The 19,210-nt window shown below is 69.4% G+C and carries 19 protein-coding genes and 1 pseudogene; 16 read left to right on the top strand and 4 right to left on the bottom strand.

Going from position 1 to position 19,210, the window contains the following annotated elements; all coding sequences use genetic code 11:
- Window positions 1-215 precede the first annotated feature (215 nt).
- Together AB1673_11245 and AB1673_11240 are read right to left on the bottom strand one after the other, a co-directional pair.
- Window positions 216-779, bottom strand: a complete 564-nt coding sequence (locus tag AB1673_11245; protein MEW6154545.1) for a PIN domain-containing protein — start codon at window positions 777-779, stop codon at window positions 216-218.
- A 14-nt stretch (window positions 780-793) separates the two neighbouring features.
- A complete protein-coding gene (locus tag AB1673_11240; protein ID MEW6154544.1) occupies window positions 794-1,270 on the bottom strand; it encodes an excisionase family DNA-binding protein in 477 nt (158 codons plus the stop codon).
- Window positions 1,271-1,607: 337 nt separating this feature from the next.
- Here AB1673_11240 and AB1673_11235 point away from each other — a divergent pair, with 337 nt between their 5' ends.
- From AB1673_11235 to AB1673_11215, 5 genes are all read left to right on the top strand, one after another.
- A complete protein-coding gene (locus AB1673_11235; GenBank protein ID MEW6154543.1) occupies window positions 1,608-2,870 on the top strand; it encodes an SAVED domain-containing protein in 1,263 nt (420 codons plus the stop codon).
- Window positions 2,870-3,916 carry a nucleotidyltransferase gene (locus tag AB1673_11230; protein MEW6154542.1) on the top strand — a complete coding sequence of 349 codons (1,047 nt, stop codon included), beginning with the start codon at window positions 2,870-2,872 and terminating at the stop codon, window positions 3,914-3,916. Before AB1673_11235 ends, AB1673_11230 begins: the two co-directional genes overlap by 1 nt.
- Entirely contained in the window at window positions 3,913-5,445 is a 1,533-nt protein-coding gene (locus tag AB1673_11225; protein MEW6154541.1) for a ThiF family adenylyltransferase, read from the top strand. Before AB1673_11230 ends, AB1673_11225 begins: the two co-directional genes overlap by 4 nt.
- Before the next feature lie 5 nt (window positions 5,446-5,450).
- On the top strand, window positions 5,451-5,909 hold the full coding sequence (locus tag AB1673_11220) for a Mov34/MPN/PAD-1 family protein (GenBank protein ID MEW6154540.1): 459 nt from the start codon (window positions 5,451-5,453) through the stop codon (window positions 5,907-5,909).
- 273 nt (window positions 5,910-6,182) lie between these two features.
- Window positions 6,183-6,383, top strand: a complete 201-nt coding sequence (locus AB1673_11215) for a hypothetical protein (protein ID MEW6154539.1) — start codon at window positions 6,183-6,185, stop codon at window positions 6,381-6,383.
- Between the two features lie 274 nt (window positions 6,384-6,657).
- Here the strand turns inward: AB1673_11215 and AB1673_11210 are convergent.
- Window positions 6,658-6,834 (bottom strand): annotated as a pseudogene (locus AB1673_11210) (DDE-type integrase/transposase/recombinase).
- 74 nt (window positions 6,835-6,908) lie between these two features.
- Here AB1673_11210 and AB1673_11205 point away from each other — a divergent pair.
- From AB1673_11205 to AB1673_11180, 6 genes are all read left to right on the top strand, one after another.
- On the top strand, window positions 6,909-7,220 hold the full coding sequence (locus tag AB1673_11205) for a type II toxin-antitoxin system RelE/ParE family toxin (protein MEW6154538.1): 312 nt from the start codon (window positions 6,909-6,911) through the stop codon (window positions 7,218-7,220).
- Window positions 7,220-7,516, top strand: a complete 297-nt coding sequence (locus tag AB1673_11200; protein ID MEW6154537.1) for a helix-turn-helix transcriptional regulator — start codon at window positions 7,220-7,222, stop codon at window positions 7,514-7,516. Before AB1673_11205 ends, AB1673_11200 begins: the two co-directional genes overlap by 1 nt.
- A gap of 90 nt (window positions 7,517-7,606) precedes the next feature.
- Window positions 7,607-8,269 (top strand): intradiol ring-cleavage dioxygenase, encoded by a 663-nt coding sequence (locus tag AB1673_11195; GenBank protein MEW6154536.1) that lies wholly within the window; start codon window positions 7,607-7,609, stop codon window positions 8,267-8,269.
- A complete protein-coding gene (locus AB1673_11190) occupies window positions 8,266-9,198 on the top strand; it encodes a pirin family protein (GenBank protein ID MEW6154535.1) in 933 nt (310 codons plus the stop codon). Before AB1673_11195 ends, AB1673_11190 begins: the two co-directional genes overlap by 4 nt.
- 17 nt (window positions 9,199-9,215) lie before the next feature.
- Window positions 9,216-10,064, top strand: coding sequence for a 4,5-DOPA dioxygenase extradiol (gene ygiD, locus AB1673_11185; GenBank protein MEW6154534.1), 849 nt, complete (start codon window positions 9,216-9,218; stop codon window positions 10,062-10,064).
- A gap of 158 nt (window positions 10,065-10,222) precedes the next feature.
- On the top strand, window positions 10,223-10,666 hold the full coding sequence (locus AB1673_11180) for a cupin domain-containing protein (GenBank protein MEW6154533.1): 444 nt from the start codon (window positions 10,223-10,225) through the stop codon (window positions 10,664-10,666).
- 394 nt (window positions 10,667-11,060) lie between these two features.
- Here the strand turns inward: AB1673_11180 and AB1673_11175 are convergent, their stop codons facing one another.
- Window positions 11,061-11,399 carry a multidrug efflux SMR transporter gene (locus tag AB1673_11175; GenBank protein MEW6154532.1) on the bottom strand — a complete coding sequence of 113 codons (339 nt, stop codon included), beginning with the start codon at window positions 11,397-11,399 and terminating at the stop codon, window positions 11,061-11,063.
- A gap of 209 nt (window positions 11,400-11,608) precedes the next feature.
- Here AB1673_11175 and AB1673_11170 point away from each other — a divergent pair, with 209 nt between their 5' ends.
- The 5 genes from AB1673_11170 (at window position 11,609) to AB1673_11150 (ending at window position 19,107) form a co-directional block, all read left to right on the top strand.
- Window positions 11,609-13,129 (top strand): FAD-dependent monooxygenase, encoded by a 1,521-nt coding sequence (locus tag AB1673_11170; protein MEW6154531.1) that lies wholly within the window; start codon window positions 11,609-11,611, stop codon window positions 13,127-13,129.
- Between the two features lie 174 nt (window positions 13,130-13,303).
- Window positions 13,304-14,614, top strand: a complete 1,311-nt coding sequence (locus AB1673_11165; GenBank protein MEW6154530.1) for a hemolysin family protein — start codon at window positions 13,304-13,306, stop codon at window positions 14,612-14,614.
- Entirely contained in the window at window positions 14,577-15,923 is a 1,347-nt protein-coding gene (locus AB1673_11160) for a hemolysin family protein (protein MEW6154529.1), read from the top strand. The genes AB1673_11165 and AB1673_11160 overlap by 38 nt, the downstream gene beginning before the upstream one ends.
- A 39-nt stretch (window positions 15,924-15,962) precedes the next feature.
- Entirely contained in the window at window positions 15,963-18,776 is a 2,814-nt protein-coding gene (locus tag AB1673_11155) for an AAA family ATPase (GenBank protein MEW6154528.1), read from the top strand.
- A 43-nt stretch (window positions 18,777-18,819) separates the two neighbouring features.
- Window positions 18,820-19,107, top strand: a complete 288-nt coding sequence (locus AB1673_11150) for a hypothetical protein (GenBank protein ID MEW6154527.1) — start codon at window positions 18,820-18,822, stop codon at window positions 19,105-19,107.
- Window positions 19,108-19,210: the final 103 nt, after the last annotated feature.

The following is a 19,210-nucleotide window of genomic DNA, read 5'->3' as shown; positions in this document are numbered from 1 at the left end:
GGAAAGGGGGTGGAGCCGCTGGCTTGAACGCGCGCAGTTCTGGTGGCCATCACCGCGCAGTTCTGATGGCCGCCAGCGCGCGGTTCCCGAGTCCGTCTCCGTTCAGAATCTCGTGGCCCTTGACAGCCTTTTCCTGCCCTTTCGTCACTCCCGCCCGCGGCCTTCTCCCTCTTGGCCCTAACTTGGGTGCCAGGCAGCGTGTTCGGCGTTGACGGCTATCCCTCGAAGGAATCCCGCAGAGCAGCGGCCGCACGAGGCAGGCCGTTCTTGCTCAGCTCGTCCAGTACGTCATCGACGGTCCGGGTTGGACTCCGGAGAGCGGCTGACTGCTGCTGGACGGCAGCCGCGACACGTCCCGGAGCGAGATCGAAGAGGTCGAGAATGAACTCGTCCGGGCTCTGTGCCTCGATGTTGAAGGGTCCGAGGGCATCGTCGGGAAAGTCTGGGAGATTGGAAGTCACGATCACCTGGGCGTTGCAGCGGATTCCGGCGGCGAGAACGTGTCGGTCGTCGGGGTCGGGGAGAACGAGGCCGCTGATCAGCGGTTCATAGCCGGTGACCAGGCAATCCGCCACGGCGTCGCACATCAGTTCACGTGTGCGGGACAGGCGGGAGGCGTCGAGATCGGGACGACGTCGCAGAATGCTGGCGACCATCTCGTCGAGGATCTGCTCGGTCCACCGGCCACGGAACAGACCGGTCTGTGCAAGACGCACGAGGAGGTCTCGAAGACCCGCCGGGTGCAGGACGTTGGCGTCGTAGAGGGCGGTGAAGGCCACCGCCCGCCAGTCTGTCAGTAGTACAAACCGAGGTCTTCCGCCTCGCGGGAGAGCTCATCGAGCACTTCCTGGCGGCGGGTGTCGTCGTGTCGCTTGTAGTCGAGCACATCGACGAGTTGCACCTTGCGGCGGTTGCCGACCCGGCGGTAGGGCATGCGTTCCTCGTCGAGCAACCGGATGAGATACGGCCGTGACACGTTTAGGAGGTCGGCGGCCTGCTGGGTGGTGAGCTCGGCGTGCACGGGGGCGACGGTGACGGCGTTGCCGTTCGCCAACTCAGCGAGGACGTCGACGAAGAACCGGAACGCCACTGCCGGGATGATGACCTGGGTCTCCGGCCCGTCCTCCTCGGTGCACAGACGCACACGTCCCGTCGGGGTGGGGTGGGCGCGCAGGAAGGCGTTGAGCTCCGCGACCGCCTGAGCGGCCTGGTCGGCCGCCCTCTTGTCGGGCAGCTCGAGCTCCCTGAGCGCGGCCGTAACCCTGGACATCGTTGTCCTCCTCTCTGCCGGGCAGCTATCAGGCACTCAGTATGGCTTACGGGAGACAGATTCGCAAGAGTCGAAATATTCGCAGTAAGTGATGATACGCTAGGAGAGTGTCACACCTCCCAGGGAAACTGATCTGGCGTGCTCCGCAGTGGCAGCGCGTCTCCTGCACTGGCTTGCCAACAGGCCGATCCAACTGCCGCCGAGACGAGTGCCCGAGCGCAACCGAATAGAATAACACTTGTGTACTTACGAGAGTGGGATACGGACCCACGCAGTGGGAGGCCCCATGGGACGGGAGGAACGACCAACCCCAGCCGGCGTAGATCCGCTCGGCCCCGTGTTCATCTCGTATCGGCAGAGCGATGGGACGCCTCTTGCCGTCGCGCTCGCTTGGGCGCTCAGGGCCGCCGGTGTGCCCGTCTGGCACGATCAGACCGACCTGCCGCCAGGCGATACGGCCAAGCGCCTTCAGGAGGCGCTCGCGTCAGGGCTCTCGGGAGCCATCCTGGTCGTAACTCCACAGATCGCCGACTCCAAGGTCGTCCGGGAGGTGGAGTTGCCGGCGTTGCTGGACCTCGCCAAGGACCCGGCCTTCACGCTCTCGATCGTGTCCACGATCTCTCGGCCTGATCAGCCCGGCATGCTGGACTACGGGGCGCCCGACCGACTCCTCGGCGTGGCCGCGGGCACATTGTCGGCGATCGAACAGTCGCCGGGAGTGTCCGGTGTGCAGCGCGCCGATGTGGCCCGTCGGCTGGCCCGCAGGCGGCTCGAGCACCTGCGCCCTGCGATCGCCGATGGGGGTGAGTTGGTGCTCGACCTCCAGACGCGAGTCCCGCCGTTTGCGGCTCAGCATGATGCCCACCTCGTTGTCAGACTCCGCCCTCCGATGGACGGACACCGTCGACCGGATGCTCGTGGGCTCGCGGACCTTCAAGCATTCCTCGGCCAACTGCCGCAGCTGGTCGCTATCAGCGGCGCCTCGCAGATGAGGGTCCGGGGCGGCGCGCATCTGTCGGTCGCCTGCGCGTTCGGCGCGGCTGTGCCCACGACTCTGATGGGCTCAGTGGAGGTCGTCGACACCTCCGGGAAGCCGTGGCTGCTGGCGGGCCAGGCGCCGAGCGCTGGGCCCGAGCGAGTCTTGGTCCCCGTATCGCCTCCTTCCCACAACCATGACCGCGGGCCAGTCCTCGTATACGTGGACTTGCTGCCGCAACGCAGTGATGCGGCCTACGACGATCTGGTCGCGAAGAACGACTTCGCCAGCGTCGTTCATATGCGCCCGGTCGCGGCCGGCTTGCTCGAACCGGGCGAAGCCGGCCGCATGGTCGGCGACGTCATTGCCGCCGTGCGGGAGATCGCTGGCTCGCACGGTACTACCGAGGTGCATCTGCTGCTCCGGTGCCCCTACCCGGTGGCGCTCTTGATCGGACGCTGCTTGAACACCCTCACCGTGCACCTTTACGAGTGGGAGGACGCCGTCGAGGGCGATGCGGCCTCGCCGCGGTATGTCCCGTCGGTCGTGCTGCGCTCGGGTGCAGGGGGCAGCCCGGTTGACCGAGTGTCCGCCCCCTCCCCCCCCGACAGCGAGGAGCTGTGATGGCGACGTTGCGCAGCCAGTTCGCCGATGCGCTCACCAACATCGAGGTGAACGGTAGGAAACGTGAGCGCGCGATCGCCGCGCACACTGAGATCCGTGACCTGTTGGCATCGGACCAGCAGCTCCGCGCCTGGGGGATCAATGCGCGCCTCATCGGCTCGTACAGCCGCCACACCGCCCGTTACCCGGGCAAGGACGTCGACGTGTTCGCGAGGTTCGACTCACTCGACACCTCCGCCATGCCCCGAACCGTCTACGAGGCGGTGCAAGCCGTGCTCGTTGACGAGTATGGAATCGCGGCCGACGGCGGCAGGGCGACGCCGCAGGACCGCAGCATCAAGGTCGAGTTCAGAGATCCGGATGACGAGAACGATGACAACCAGGCCTTCGCCATCGATGCGGTCCCCGCGGTCCGTGACGGGGATCGCTGGGGGATTCCGACCAAGGACCGGAAGCGATGGGCAGAGAGCACCGGACGCTGGGTCACTACTGACCCAGAGCGCTTCGGCGAGCTCTCGTCGAACCTGAGCACCTCTCTGTACTCGCCATCCGTCGCTGGACAGAACGCGTACAAGCCGATTGTCAAACTGATGCGTCAGGCTCGGCACGTGCATATCGGCGACAAGCGCCCGGGCGGCCTTTTTGTTGAGTTCGCGGTCTACGACGTTTGGTTCTCGGGTGCGATCACCGGCGACGAGTGGGATCCGCTGTTCGCTGCCACACTCCGCGCGGTCGCGAACCGGTTCGGGACAGCGCCCTACATCCCGCTGCTCGACCCTGCCATGGGCACACCGGTGGCGCCGGCCCTTGCCGACGACGTGTGGGCGAATGCGCGGGACGAATTCGCCAGGCTGGCGACGCTCGCGGAGGAGGCAGTCGCTGTTGAGAAGTGCGCCGCCGCGACCAAGTGGCGGGAGATCCTGGGCGAGAACGAGCGAGGCCAGGTCTTTCCACTGCCGCCAGGTTGCGACGCCGGAGGATTCCCGATCAGCGCCATCGCCTCGATCGCCGGACTCGGTACGAACGAGGCTCGCAAGTTCGCGTGAGCGGGATCGAGACCCTCGAACAGCCGTCGCTGGAGGCGTTCACCTCGAGCCTTGTAGCCGCTGGCTTCGAACCTGAGCCGGGGTCGGAGGCGACTGTATGGAAGGGTCCGATCCACCCGGCCTTCGAGGGCCTCACCAGCGCAACCCACATGAGGATCGTCCTACGTGACGGTTGGCCGTTCGTGTCTCCGGTGGTGTTCGTGGACGGGCTGCACACGAACCACCTGACTGAGCACGGGTACGTCTGCCTGTGGCAGGAGAGCGACGCGTCCGGGGCGTGGCTGACCCTGCCTGGCTTCTTCAACCGGATGGAGCAGTGGTGTGAGAAGGCCAGGACCGGGTGGGACGAGCGTGGCCTCGCTCGGGACGCGTACCTGAATTTCACAAAGAAGCATCCAGCTGTCGCCACCTACGACCTTTCCAAGTGGCACACAGACCACGCTGGATCGCGGGGACCGTTCTACGGAACCATCCGGCATCCCTTCCATGTCGAGCTTTCTCCCAGTACGGGTCCAGGCAATGCTCTTAAGGGGCTGTGGTTCCACCTCGGAACTGTTGGAGTACCGCCGCGGAACCTTGTCGAGACAAGCGCCAGCCTCAATCGAGCACAGCGCCGCGGCCTCGATCGCGCCATGGCGAAGCGCCGGGAGACGGACGTCCTCGAGTGCAGTGGCTCCGTCGACCTCGTGATGCTCCGCTGGGACCGGGACCAGGTTCAGCACTCGCTCGTGCTCGCTTTGTCCGGCAGCGGTACCTCGGTGGAGGCGACGGTGTTGCAGGATGGGCCGAACGACGAGAGGTCGCTGATGCTAAGAGCAGGGCATGACGCGGCAACCCTGCGGGAAAAGTCGGTGGCCATATTCGGAGTCGGGGCACTCGGCGGTCATGCCGCGGTCTGCCTCGCTTCCAGCGGCGTAGGCCGCCTTAGGCTTGTCGACTCTGACCAGATTCTCCCCGGCAATGTCGTGCGCCACGTGGTCGGCCACAACGCCGTGGGAATCCCGAAGGCCCACGCTGTCAAGGTCCGTGTCGGCGAGCATGCGCCCTGGGCCGATGTCGACACAGTTCTTGAACAGCCCCGGAGGCCCTCCCGTATTCGAGAACTCATCAGCGACGTCGACCTCGTTGTCGATGCGACGGGCAGCGAGGCCGCCACGGGCTCGATCGCTGCGGTGGCTGCACTCGTAGGCAAGCCCCTGGTCTCAGGTGGACTGTTCCGAGGTGGTGCCATCGGTCGAGTCCAACGGCAAGGCATGGCTGGCGACGTGGCACTTGCCTATCGCGCGGGGAATCAGGGCTATCGGATGATTCCCCCGGGCTCTGAGGAGGAGCTGATCGAACCGGCGATTGGGTGCTCCGCCCCCGTGAACAATGCCCCCCCGGCTGCCGTGTTGGCGTGTGCTGCCTTGCTCGCCCAGTCCGCTGTTGACGCGCTATCTGGACGGCGCATGTTGCCTGACGACATCACAGATGTGTACGCCGCGCTCGAGGGGGAGCCGCCGTTCGACCAAGTCGGCCGGATCCAGTAGACCCGATGCGGCCCGTGCTCATCGAGGAGCGGCTTCTTGCCGACCTGACGCGGATGGCGGAGACCGCCCTCCCGTTTGAGACGGGCGGGGTCCTCGTCGGGGTCAAGACGCGCGGGAGCATCTGGATCGTCGGTGTCGCCGAGCTCGGTCAGAGCTCGCCGGGTCACTACATCGTCCCGAAGGGCGCAACGCATCCTGCGGTCCAGCGTGCCCGGGAGTCCATCGATGCACGCGTTGGATACGCAGGGGACTGGCACTCACACACTGGAGACGATGGACCGAGCGCTACTGATCGCGCTGCGATGCGGGCGATCAGCTGGTTCGCCGCCGGCCCCGGGCTAGGTGGTCCGTGCTTGGTGCTGGTCAGGTGCACGTCCGCCGGCCCGGTGGTCGACGCCTTCCGTTCCCGCTTCCTTCAGCTCCGTGCGGTGCCCTTGTTGCCGACCGGGCCGTTCGTACCTTGATCGAACAGTCTGCCGGCCGCGTCGCGGGTTGTCTTGCGGCCTGACGGCTCCGAAGGGATTCAGGTCCGCCCTGCTGAGCGCCGCCGCCCAGTTCTGGACTCGTCGAGGATCAAGACGTCGTCTACCTCGATCATTCCCGAGTGGGTTGGAGCTAACGCGACCATCGGACCCCCGCCACCAAGAAAGAGCAGGTCAGGGCCCCGCCGAGTGCGGGGCCTTCCTGCACCCGGCAGACCGTGCAAACGGACTGCAAACGAAAAATGCGGAGGTGTCGTGGCCAAGGTCGTCGACATCGAGCGCGTGAGGGTTGATCGACTCGCCGACGAGCTCCTGGCGGCGATTCGAGACGCCTTCGCTGGGCCGGGGATCTACAAGGTCTCGACGGCCGAGGTCGAGACGTCGAGCGCTGGCGTCGAGCAGCGCGGGCCTGCGCTCGGAGGCTCGGGTCAGCTGCAGCACAGCGGTCTCGGTTGACGGGTGCTCCGTCTGGATCGTCCACCTCTCCGGCGACATTCCCGGATCAGGTGCGGACGCGACGCGCGATCGACGTCTTGTTCAACTGGTGACTCCCCTTGTCAGCGAGCCGGGCTCGTCTGGCAGATCTCCTGGATCGTCATGGCCACGGCTCCCGCCACGTTCGCGTATGTTCGTTCACCAGCGAAGACAGCCGATCGATCGCCGCTTGGGCGTTGGGATGCGCTTCCTTGCGTCGACGGCGTTGCCGTCCTCGCACGCTTCAACCGTCTCACGCGGTGGTGTACTGGCAGCCCCGGTCGGAGTGGAACCGCAGGTCCTCGAAGCGGAGCCGGCCCCGGGTCGTGGTCGCGTGGCGGAGGGCGTCGGTGCACAGCTTCGCCCGCAGGTGGTCGGCCACCGACCAACCCACGAGCCGCCGCGACCACACGTCGATGACGGTGGCGACGTGGCGGGGTTCGCCTGACCAGTGGCAGGGGATAGCATTGGTGCTATGGGTTGGGGTACGATCGAGTCGAGGACGAGGTGGTCGAGTGGCTTGCCCGCCTCGAAGACGAAGCGTTCGGTCAAGCGGAGCGGTACATCGATCTGCTCGCCGAAGAAGGAGTGCACATTGGTGAACCGTTCACCCGCCAGCTGCGAGGCAAGCTCCGGAAATTGCGGTTCAGCCTGGACCGCAGGCGGGTGCGGATCACGTACTTCCTCGCATCGGGCAGGCGGATCGTGCTGTTGACCGTGTTCGTCAAGACGCAGAGCCAGGAGCGACGCGAGTCCGACCGGGCGGAGAAGGCGATGCAGCGATGCATCGCCGAAGGCCATACCGTGGAGGAGGACTGATGACAGGACGACCGAGTTGGGATGAGGTCAAGGCGGCCCGGGCGCAGAGCCCGGAGCGTCGCCGTGGGTATGAGAAGGCGGGTCGAGCGATCCGGTTGGCGATGGATATCCGCGCCCTGCGCGAGGCTCGCGGGTTGAGTCAGCGGGAACTGGCGGAGCGGGTGGGTACGACGCAGTCGGCGATCGCTCGCCTCGAGGGTGGCACCATCTCGCCGAGCCTTCCGACGTTGGACAAGATCGCCGAGGCGCTCGACGCCGAGTTGAGCGTGGGCCTCGTCGACCTGAAGATGGGCTGAGGCTCGGCGGGTCGCGATCCTCATGAACGGTGGACCGGGGACGGCGCACGTGCCCAGCGCGTTCGAAGCTTTCCGTGAGTTCGCGCAGCGATGACCCCCTCGGAGCCGGTCAGCGGTTCGATGGCCGTGATGTTGTCGGCCTGCCCCTCTTGCCGAGTGTGGGCTGAGCAGGACGAGGGCCCGTACCACCGTGACGCGCAGCCGCTGCGTCGAGACATCACCGAGGACCGCGAGGGCGTGCCGTTGCAGCTGGGCGTCCGCCTCGCCGGCGACAGCGGCACGCCCGTGGGTGACGCAACCGTGGAGATCTGGCAGTGCGACGCCCTGGGCCGCTACTCCGGGTTCCCGCCCCCGAACGACGCGGCCGTCGTCACCTCGGCGGAGGCACCTCGCGGTGAGTACCTGCCCGACCAGACGTTCCTGCGCGGCAGCCAGGCCGCCGACGAGGCGGGCATGGTCGAGTTCCGCACCATCTACCCGGGCTGGTATCCCGGCCGCACAGTGCACATCCACGTCATGGTCCACCTCGACAACACCACGCTGACCAGCCAGCTCTACTTCCCCGACGAAACCAGCAACTACGTGCTCTCCCTCGAGCCCTATGCCCAACGCTCGGGTCGTGACACCACCAACAACACCGATGAGATCCTTCCCACCGGCGGCGACCCCGCCGTCGTTGACCTCGCCGCCGACGGCGACGGCTATCGAGCCGCCATCTGCCTTGTTCTTCCAACGACGGAGCGAACCACATGAGCGGTCCCGTCGTCGCCGCCGACACGGCACCGGAGGTACCGCCGGCCCAAGTCGAGACAGCCGTCGTCGAGGTCACCGAGAGCCGTGCCAGCCAGGTCGGCGCGTTCACCGTGCGGCGCGCTCTGCCCCGCCGGAATCGCCGCACCGTTGGCCCGTGGTGCTTCGTCGACCACATGGGCCCCGCGACCGTCGACGAACGGGGCCTCGGCGTCGCACCGCATCCCCACATCGGGCTGCAGACCGTCACGTGGCTGCTCGCCGGCGAGGCGCTGCATCGCGACTCCCTCGGCAACGAGCAGGTGATCGTTCCCGGTCAGCTCAACCTCATGACCGCCGGCCATGGCGTCTCGCACTCCGAGGAGGGGACAGGCCGCTACCAGGGAGACCTGCACGGGGTGCAGCTCTGGGTCGCGCAACCCTCGACTACGCGAGACACCGCCCCGGCATTCGAGCACCACCCTGAGCTGCCACAGGCCGACGTCGAGGGCGCCGTGGCAACCGTCCTCGTCGGCGAGTTCGCTGGTGTCGCCTCGCCCGCCCGGCGAGACACCGACCACGCCGGCGTCGACCTCGACATCCGGCCGGGCCGCACAACCATGCCGCTGCGCTCCGACTACGAACACGCGGTTGTCGTGTTCGCCGGTGCCGCCCTGGTCGACGGAGCCGTCGTCGAACCCGGCCACCTTGCCTATCTCGGTACCGGCCGAGACGAGGTGCCCCTGACCGCAACCGAGCCCACGCGAGCACTGCTCGTCGGCGGGCTCCCGCTCGACGAGCCCGTGCTCATGTGGTGGAACTTCGTCGCCCGCTCTCGCGACGAGATCATCGCCGCTCACAACGACTGGACGGTGGGAGCGGAACGCTTCGGCCGCGTCGACTCGCGGTTACCCCGCATCGACGTCGCCCCCCCACCGTGGCGACCCCGGTGACGACCGACAACACGGCCATGCCAGCAGGGTTCTTCGGCCACGGCAGCCCGATGAACGCCCTCGAGCACAACCGCTACACCGAGGCGTGGCGGAGCTTCGGCGCATGCGTGCCCACGCCCCGTGCGGTCCTCGTCATCTCGGCGCACTGGTACACGAACGCCACGGCGGTCACCGCCATGCCGCGCCCGCGAGTGATCCACGACTTCTACGGGTTCCCCGACGAGCTGTTCGCCTTCGACTACCCAGCACCCGGCCACCCGGAGGTCGCGGAGCTGGTGGTCGAGACGGTCAAGCCCCGATGGGTCGGCCTCGACCGCGACAGCTGGGGCCTCGACCACGGCACCTGGTCAGTCCTGGCCCACATGTTCCCCAACGCGGACGTCCCGGTCGTCCAGCTGTCCCTCAACGCGCTCCAACCACTCGACTACCACCTCGACCTCGGTGCGCGCCTCGCGCCCCTCCGCAACCAGGGCGTGCTCATCGTCGGCAGCGGCAACGTCGTACACAACCTGCGCCGCGTCGACTGGAGCCAGCCAACGGGCGGCGCCGACTGGAACTTCCGGTTCGACGAAGCCGCCGCCCGCCTGATGCGCGACGACCCCAGCGACATCCTCAAGCTGGCCGAGCACAGCGACTTCGACCTCGCGGTGCCCACCCCGGACCACTTCATCCCGCTGCTGTACATCGCCGCGCTCGCGGCCAGTTCCGACGACACCCCCGACGTCCTCGTCGACGGCCCTGCCTACGGGTCGATCTCCATGACCAGCTACACGCTCGGCGTGACCTGCCCGGAGCAGACCAGCAAGCTCCCCGCGGCAAAGCTGCCAGAACCCGGCGCCACGCCTCCAGATCAGTCCAACCTCTGATAGGGCGAGCGCGATCACGCGAGCCAGGCGACCGGTCCCGGACGGCCGTGCCCGCTCGCCTCGTCTTGCGTCTGCAGGGACATCGTTCTGCTGACGGGTGACGGACGCCGTGGCGTTCGCGGCAAGGATGGTGTGTCGGGCCCCGAAAGGAGGACGGGTTGCTGGGTTGGGTGGCGAACATCGAGAAGGTGACCAAGGACAATGCGAACTTCAGGACCGTGCTGTTCACCGGCGGCCACACGCAGCTCACGGTCATGCGCCTCGGGCCGGGGGAGGACATCGGCCTCGAGGCCCACCCGCACCTCGATCAGTTCCTGCGGATCGAGCAGGGGAGCGCCCGAGTGGAGCTGGGGGGGACCAGGGGCTCGGTGGCCGAGACGCACGACGTCACTGACGACTGGGCGGTGATCATCCCTGCCGGCGTGTGGCACAACGTGGTCAACACCGGTACGGGTGACCTGAAGCTCTACTCGCTGTACTCGCCCCCCGAGCACCCCGAGGGCACGGTCCACGCCACCAAGGCCGACGCCGAGGCGGCCGAGCACGATCACGACGGCGGTGACCGGCCGTCGGCCGCCGACGCGCCCAAAACGGGAGACTGACCGGGTCTCGACCCTCGCCGGAGGGCCCTGTTCTTCCCCGAGGACGCCGTCACCCTCGAGGGGCGCGTGACGATGGCTGATCTCGACGCACGTCTGGGCCGGATCGAAGCGGTGCTCGCCGCGCGACGACCACCCCTGAAGGGCGAGCCCACTGAGGCCATGCTGGAAGAGGGTTGACACCAAGCCGAGCGTCTGTCATAAACTATGACTGTCATAAGATATGACGACGACAAGGAGGTCGGGCGATGTCCAGGTCCAGGTCCAGGTTCGTGTCGTGCTCCCGGGGCCATGACCGACGCTGGTGACGGGCGGGTGCTCGGCTGGCCACCGTCACGCAGTGCGGGTCTGGTGCTGGACTGACTGACGCCCGGCCCGGTTCTCGGGGCCGACAGTCTCAGGGGATAGGGACCGCGCCGTCCGGGCGGGTCGTCAGGTTGAAGCCGACGACGCCGGCCACGATCAGGGCCAGGCAGGCGATGCGGGCCGGGGTCACGGCGTCGCCACGCAACATCCCGACCGTTGCGGTGCCCACGGCGCCGATGCCGACCCAGACGGCATAGCCCGTCCCCACGGGGATGGTCTGGGTCGCCTTGGCCAGCCCGAACATGCTGGCCGCCAGAAGGGCGACGAAGGCGGCCGTGGGCGCCGGGCGGGTGAGCCCGCTGGTTGCCGGGAGCAACGACGCCCACGCCGTTTCGAGCAGACCGGCTACTACGAGGATGACCCAGGCCACAGCGCGCTCCTTCGAGCCCGTCTTTGCCTGGCCGGTACGGGGCGCCCTCGTCGGCGGTGACCGCTGGTTGCGGGACCGACCGGATGCTACCGCCGTCATCAGGTTACCGCGAGGGAGGGGGCTTGCCGCAAGGGCCCCGATCGTGCTGAACATGGCGCGTCGGCTGCGCCGCTGAGGGCCAGCACGCTCACGAGAAAGAGGAGCCGCGAATGGGCGTTCCGCCGTCCGGAGAGGACCTCGGGGGGTCGCTGACCGCGACCGACCCGGCGGTGGTGATCGCCGGCGGTGGCCCGACGGGGATGATGCTGGCCGGTGAGCTGGCCCTGGCCGGCGTGGGTGCCCTCGTCGTCGAGCGCCGGACCAGCCAGGACCTCGACGGGTCGCGCTCGGGGGGCCTGCACTCGCGCACCATCGAGGTGCTCGACCAGCGGGGCATCGCCGAAAGGTTCCTCTCGGCCGGTCAGGTCACCCAGGTGCAGGGCTTCGCCCTGATCCCGCTGGACATCAGCGACTTCCCCACTCGCCACAACTACGGGCTGGCCCTGTGGCAGAGCGACTTCGAGCGCATCCTGGCCGGTTGGCTGGAGGAGATCGGTGCCCCCGTCCGCCGGGGGTGCGCCGTGGCGGGCTTCTCCCAAGACGTCACAGGTGTCGACGTCGAGCTGTCGGACGGCTCGTGGCTACGGGCGCAGTACCTCGTCGGGTGCGACGGAGGGCGCAGCCTGGTCCGCAAGGCGGCCGGCATCGAGTTCCCCGGCCTGGCCGCTTCGACCAGTTGGATGATCGCCGAGGTCGAGATGGAGGAGGCGCCCGAGCCCGGCTTCCGCCGCGACAGCGTGGGGACCCACGCCCTAGGCCAGCGGGCCCCCGGCGAGCCCGTCCGGGTCGTGCTCACCGAGCGGGAGGTCGAGCACGCCAGCGAGCCCACCATGGACGACCTCCGCCAGGCGCTGGTGTCGGTGTACGGGACGGACTTCGGGCTCCGGCGCGCCAGTTGGATCTCGCGGTTCACCGACATGGTGCGCCAGGCTGCGAACTACCGCCAGGGCCGGGTGCTGCTGGCCGGGGACGCGGCCCACGTGCACCCACCCCAGGGCGGCCAGGGCCTGAACACCGGCGTGCAGGACGCCGTGAACCTGGGATGGAAGCTGGCCCAGGTCGTCAGGGGGACCTCCCCTGAGAGCCTGCTCGACACCTACCACGCCGAACGGCACCCCGTCGGTGCCCGGGTCATCCACAACACGATGGCCCAGGTCGCCCTGGGGCGGCCCGACGACCGCCATCAGGCCCTCCACAAGACCATGGCCGAGCTCTTGGCCATGGACGAGCCCCGCCGGCACATCGCCGCCATGGTGTCCGGGCTGGACATCCACTACGACCTCGGCGAAGGGCACCCGTTGCTCGGGCGCCGCATGCCCGACCTCGACCTGCAAACCGCGGACGGCCCCACGCGCCTGTTCGCCCTGTTGCACGACGCCCGGCCCGTGCTGGTCGACCTCGGCGGCCCAGGCCGGTTCGACGCCTCCCCGTGGGCGGACCGGGCCCGGCTGGTCGAGGCCACCTACGACGGTCGGTGGGAGCTGCCTGTCCTCGGCGAGGTCGACGCCCCTGGAGCCGTGCTCATCAGGCCCGACGGCTACGTCGCCTGGGCCGGGGACCTCGACAGCCCGGAGCTGCCCCAGGCCCTCGCGACCTGGTTCGGACCGGCCGGCCCCGGCCCCACGAGCTAGCACCTCAGCGGCGCCGGGTATTCTGAGACCGAGTCCCGTCCCCACCCGGGCTGGACGTGACCACCTCGCGACGAACTGGAGCGGATGCGTGTCCCATGATGGCAAGGTCCAACCCTTGAGGCGCGGGCTCACCCGTTCGCTCGGCCAGCCGGTCGGCGATCTCGCCCCCCTCACTTGAACGTCGCCGTCCCGGTCCTCGTGATCGCGGCCATGGTGGTGGCCAACGCGCTCTACGTGGCGGCCGAGTTCGCGACCGTCGGGTCGCGCCGGTCCCGCGTCCAGGAAGCGGCTCGGGGGGGCAGCCGATCTGCGGCGAAGCTGCTGGCGATCATGGTCAGCCCGGCCCGCCTGGACGCCTACGTCGCCGCTTGCCAGATCGGCATCACCGTGAGCAGCCTGGTGGCCGGGGCCTACGGCCAGGCCCAGCTGACCCCGTTGCTGGAACCCGCCCTGGGAGCGATCGGGGGCCGTGGGGCGGCGGTCTTGATCGTGCTCGTGTTGATCACGGCCACCCAGGTGGTACTGGGCGAACTGCTGCCCAAGACGGCGGCCCTGCGTTACCCCGAGCGCCTGGCCATGGCGACCATCGTGCCGATGCAGATCAGCCAGGTCGTGTTCCGGCCACTGGTCGCGCTGTTCAACGGCACGGCCTTCAAGCTCATGAAGCTGTGGAACCTCCAGGTGGACCACAGCCACGCCCACGTTCACTCACCCGAGGAGCTGGCCGGGCTCTACCGGGCCAGCGCGGCCGGCGGACTGATCGACGCGTCGGAGCGAGACATGCTGGCGGGGATCCTCAACGTCGACTCTCGACTGGTCAGAGAGATCATGACCCCCCGCACCCGGCTCGTGACCATCAGCGGGGCTATGACGGTCGCCGACGCCCTCACCCGGCTGTCGGGTGGCCCGCACACCCGGTTCCCCGTCATGGTGGACGACGATGTGGCCGGCATCGTTCACCTCCGCGATCTGTACCTGGCCGCTGGCGCCAACCCGGCCACTGCCGTGGCGGAGGTGGCCCGACCGGTGGTGGCCGTGGGGGAGGTCGTGAGGGTTCCGCAGTTATGGCGGACCCTGCGCGACGAGTCCCAGCACTGCGCCCTGGTCGTCAACGAGTACGGCGACCTGGCGGGGATGGTCACGCTCGAGGACGCCATAGAGGAGATCTTCGGCGAGGTGAACGACGAGTTCGACATCGAGGACGAGCCGATCACCAGCGCCGGCGGGAGGGTGTCGCTGCGGGGTGACGTCCTGCTGTCCCAGGTGGCCAGCCGGTTCGGCCTGCGTATCGACGCCGAAGGTGTCGACACGGTCGGCGGGCTCGTCTGGCACCGTCTCGGCCGCACGCCAGCCGTGGGCGACGTGGTGGCCATGACGGACGGCGGGCCCCACCTGCGGGTCGACGCCATGGACCGGCGCACCGTCACGAGAGCCAGCTTCCCCGAGCCTGGGGCCACGCCGAACGAAGGGCCGGCCGGGCCGTGATGTCTACCGTGGTCCTGCCGATCGTCGTCATCTTGTTCCTGGTCGTGGTCAACGGGGTGTTCGTGGCCGCCGAGTTCGCCTTGGTCGGCGCCCGGCCCAGCCGGCTCGACGCTCTGCCGAGCGCGGGAGCCGGCCCGCCCGCTGGCTCGTCTCGGTCATCCACCGTCCGAACGGCAGGGACGGGTACATCGCCGTGGCCCAGTTGGGAATCACCTTGGCCAGCATCGGGCTGGGCATGTACGGCGAGCCCGCGGTCGCCCGCTGGTTGTACGGGCCGTTCGAGGACTGGGGGCTGTCGAGCACGGCGGCCCACACAGTCGGGTTCATCGTGGCCCTCAGCGGCATCACGTTCATGCACGTGGTGTTCGGGGAGATGATCCCCAAGGCTCTCGCCCTGCAGGCACCCGAGCAGGTCATCATCCGGGTCAACCCAGTGATGCGGGCCTTCTCGGTCGTCTTCCGGCCCATGGTGAAGGTGCTCAACTCCGTGGCCCTGGCCCTCATGCGCCTGCTGCGCATCCCCGAGCCCGATCACCGTACGTCGCTGTACACCAGCAACGAGCTGGCCATCGTCACCGACGAAGCGGCCGAGAGCGGGGCCCTGGGAGCCATGCAGCGCGACCTCATCCGTAACGTCTTCGACCTCGACGAGCGGACCGCGGAGGAGTTGATGACCCCTCGCGGCGGTATCGAAGCCATCGACCTCGCGTCATCGTCAACGGCCGTCGCCAGCCTCATCGGTTCCTCACCCCGCAGTCGCTACCCGGTGATCGACGGGGACCTCGACCACGTGGTCGGCATGCTTCACATCAAGGACTTCATCCGGGCCGAGCAACGGCGGACCTCGTTGGCGTTGGGGGACCTCGTCCGGCCCCTTCCCGTCGTTGCCGCCACCGCCACCGCCGAGCAGGTACTCGAGCGCTTCCGGCGCGAGCGCACCCATGCCTGCCTCGTCGTCGACGAGTACGGCGGGACCCTCGGGCTCGTAACCATGGACGACGTGATCGCCGAGGTCATGGACGGTGAGGTGTCCAACGGGAGCCCGCCGGTGTTCCACAACGCCGACGGCACGATCAGCGTCAACGGCGAGGTCACCCTGGCCGAGCTGCGCGACGACCATGGCGTTCACGTCGACCACCCCCACGTCTCGACCATCGCCGGATTGGTGCTGGCTCATCACGGCACGGTGCCCCAGGCGGGCACCCTGGTCAGCATCCCCGGCTACGAGGTCGTCGTCGAGGAGACCAGCGGCCGCAAGATCGTCCGGCTCCTGCTCCAGCCCGCAGGGCCCACCGGGGCCGGGCCGTAGTTGTCGCGCCATGGCGGGAGGGCTCGATAGCGTCCTGATGTGACCGGAGCCCTGTTGGGACGCGACCGTGAGGTCCAGGACGTGCTCGGGTGGGTGGACGAGGCCCGGGCCGGGTCGCCGCGCCTGGTGCTGGTGGCTGGTGACGCGGGGATAGGCAAGACCAGCTTGGTCGAGGCGGTGGTCGCCGCCGCTGCGGACCGGGGGTTGACAGTGGCCGTGGGCCGCTCGAGCGAGCTCGATGGTGCGCCCCCGTTCCGCCCATGGGCGCACGTCTTGCGGGCGCTGGGCACCGAGGAGCTGCTCGCCCCGATGGCGGGGCCGGACGTCGACGTCGACCGGTTCGCGTGGTTCGACGCCGTGGCCCGCACCCTGGCCCGCAAGGCTGCCGACCAGGGCGGCCTGCTGGTGGTCCTGGAGGACGTGCACCGGGCCGACGATCCGTCGGTCCACCTGCTCGTGCACGTGGCCGAGACGATCACCGGTGGCCCCCTTTGCCTGCTGGTCACGGCCCGGTCCCGGGTGATCGAGCGCACCCCTTCGTTCCGCACGGCGGCTACCGCGTTCATGGGGCTGCCCGGTTGCCGCCGGGTCGACCTGGCGGGCCTCGGCCTAGAGGACGTGGGGGCGCTCCTCGGCCCGGGCACGGCCGAGGGCCTAGTGGCCCAGGCTCTAACGGTGACGGGAGGTAACCCGCTGTTCCTGCGCGAGCTGGCCCGGCACTGGCAGGTCGGGGGTGACCACCACCGGACGCCGACATCGGTGGTGGACTGCGTCCGTAGCCGTCTCGAGGAGCGGACTCCCGAATGCGTCACCGCGCTGCAGACGGCGGCTGTCGTCGGCCGGGAGTTCCCGGCCGGTCTGGTGGCCACGGCTTTGGGCTCGTCCCCGCTGGCGTGCCTCGAAGCGCTGGACGAGGCCGACCAGGCCGGGTTGATCGAAGCGACCGGGGAGCCAGGCTGGTTCCGGTTCGTGCACGTCCTGGTCCGCGACGCCGTCGAGTCCGGGCTCGGGGCTGCCAACTTGGCCCTCGCTCACCGTCGGGTGGCCTTGGCCATCGAGACCTACGAGGGGACGGCGGGCGACAACGTGGCCGAACTGGCCCGCCACTGGGGGGCGGCCGCTGCCTTGGGCGACCGGGACGTTGCTGCCGACTGGTGCGAGCGGGCCGCGGTCGCGGCTGACCGGCGCCTGGCGTGGGAGGACGCGGCTCGCCTCTACGACCAGGCGGCCGAGCTGGCGGGCCCGGGCGGGGACCCGCTCGTCCGTCACCGGCGCCTGCTGGGTTCGGCCCAGGCCAAGCTGCACTGCGACGACATCAACGAGGCCATCGAGCGTTGCGTGCTGGCCGCCGATGCCGTGCGTCCCCTGGGTAGGCCCGACCTGCTCGCAGCCGCCGCACTGGTCCCCGAGGGCCGGGGCGGGCCGCCACTGTCGAGGTTGCGGGCTCTCGCCGAGGAGGCCTTGGCCGGCTGCGCCCCGGCTGACCACTCCACTCGGGCCCGGCTACTCGGCCAGCTGGCGACGTGTGCCTTCTACCTCGATCCATCCTCGACCGACGGCCTCAGCCTGGCGGCGTCGGAGGAGGCGGACCGCAGCGGAGACCCGCTGGCTCGGGTGGCGGCCGCCCGCGCCCGCCAGCTCGCCCTGGCCGGGCCGGAGTTTGCGGGGGAGCGGTTGGCGCTGGCGGCGATCATGGGCGATGCCGGGCGAGAGCTGGGCCGGCCCGCCATCGTGCAGTGGGAGCCCATCTGGCGAATCGACTCCCTGGTGGAGCTGGGCCGGCTCCCCGAGGCCGTCACCGAGCTCACCGTGCTCCGCCACCGGGCGGCGGATGTGGCCAACCCCATCGCCCGGTGGCACCTCCAGCGCTGCGAAGGCCTCATCGCCCAGGCCACGGGGCGCTTCGACGACGCCCTGGCTTGGGCTACCCAGACCTGTGAGCTGTTCGGGAGGCTGGAGGACCCCCGCGGCGGTGCCGCCATGCTGGCCGCCTTCGAGACGATGGTGGCCATGCACACGGGCTTCCACGACGGGCTCGTCGAGCAGTGGGACGGCATCGACCTGGCGTTGGCGCCGCCGTTCCTCGGAGACCTCCCCGTGCTCGGACCGCTGATGGCGCTGCTCGGGTCTGGTCACGAGCGACGGGCCCGGGCCCTGTACGACCGGCTGGCCCCGGTCGACGCCTGGGTGCCGCCCCGGTTCCTGTGGCTCCAGATTCACGCCCTGCGCCTGTGGGCCGCCGTCGGCCTCGGCCGGTCGGCCGACGTCGAGGTTCTGGTCGCCGAGCTGGCCCGGCACCGGGGCACGCACATCGCCGCCGGGGGCGGCGGGCTGACCTACGCCGGGCCCGTCGAGCTGTGGATGGGCATTGGGCAGGCCATGCTCGGGCGCCTCGACCTGGCTGTCACCCTTCTCAGGGAGGCCAACCAGACGTGCGGGCGCGCCGGCGCCCCGGGTTTTGCCGTCCACGCCGGCACTGAGCTGGCGAAGGCGCTCGTCCGCCGGGGTGCGCCGGGCGACGCCCGTGAGGCCCGGGTGCTGGCCGAAACCCTCTTGCCGGTGGCCACAGCCCTCGGGATGGGCCCCTGGTCGGCGGCGCTGGCCGGGCTCGGTCCCCGACCCGCGGGGCCCGGCGGTGGGCCGCTCACCGCCCGTGAGGCCGAGGTCGCCGAACTGGTGGCCCAGGGCCTCACCAACCGGGCCATCGCCGAGCGGCTCTTCCTCTCCGAGCGCACCGCCCAGAACCACGTCCAGCACATCCTGACCAAGCTGGACCTCTCCAACCGCGCCCAGATCGCGGTGTGGTGGACGGGCCCCCGGGGCCCGGCCCCGATGAGTACCGCAGTCGAGTAGTTCGGCGGATGTCCCCGGCTCGAAGTTGCCGGATGATCCGTACATGACCTACATCACGAGCACCCACATCAACCGCGAGGACGCCGCCGCCGGCTACCAGGCCATCATGGAGGCGCTGCCCACCACCCAGCCCGACGGGCTCCTGGCCCGCTACGCGGGCACCAGCGAGGACGGGTTCGTCGTCACCGCCGTCTGGACCTCCCAGGCGGCCTGGGCCCGGTTCGCCACCGAGCTGCTCGGCCCCGCCGTCCGGGCCACCAACCCGCCCGGCAGCGGCACGGCCCGCACCGTCGAGTACGAGGCGGTTGACGAGTTCGTCGCCACCGCGTAGGGCCACCCTTCCGGGGGGGGGGGGGGGGGGGGGGGGGGGGGGGGGGGGGGGGGGGGGGGGGGGGGGGGGGGGGGGGGGGGGGGGGGGGGGGGGGGGGGGGGGG

It is taken from the genome of Actinomycetota bacterium, assembly GCA_040754375.1.
GTDB lineage: Bacteria > Actinomycetota > Acidimicrobiia > Acidimicrobiales > AC-14 > JBFMCT01.
The sequence above is the reverse complement of the archived record's forward strand: the minus strand, read 5'-3'. Positions and strand labels throughout refer to the sequence as shown.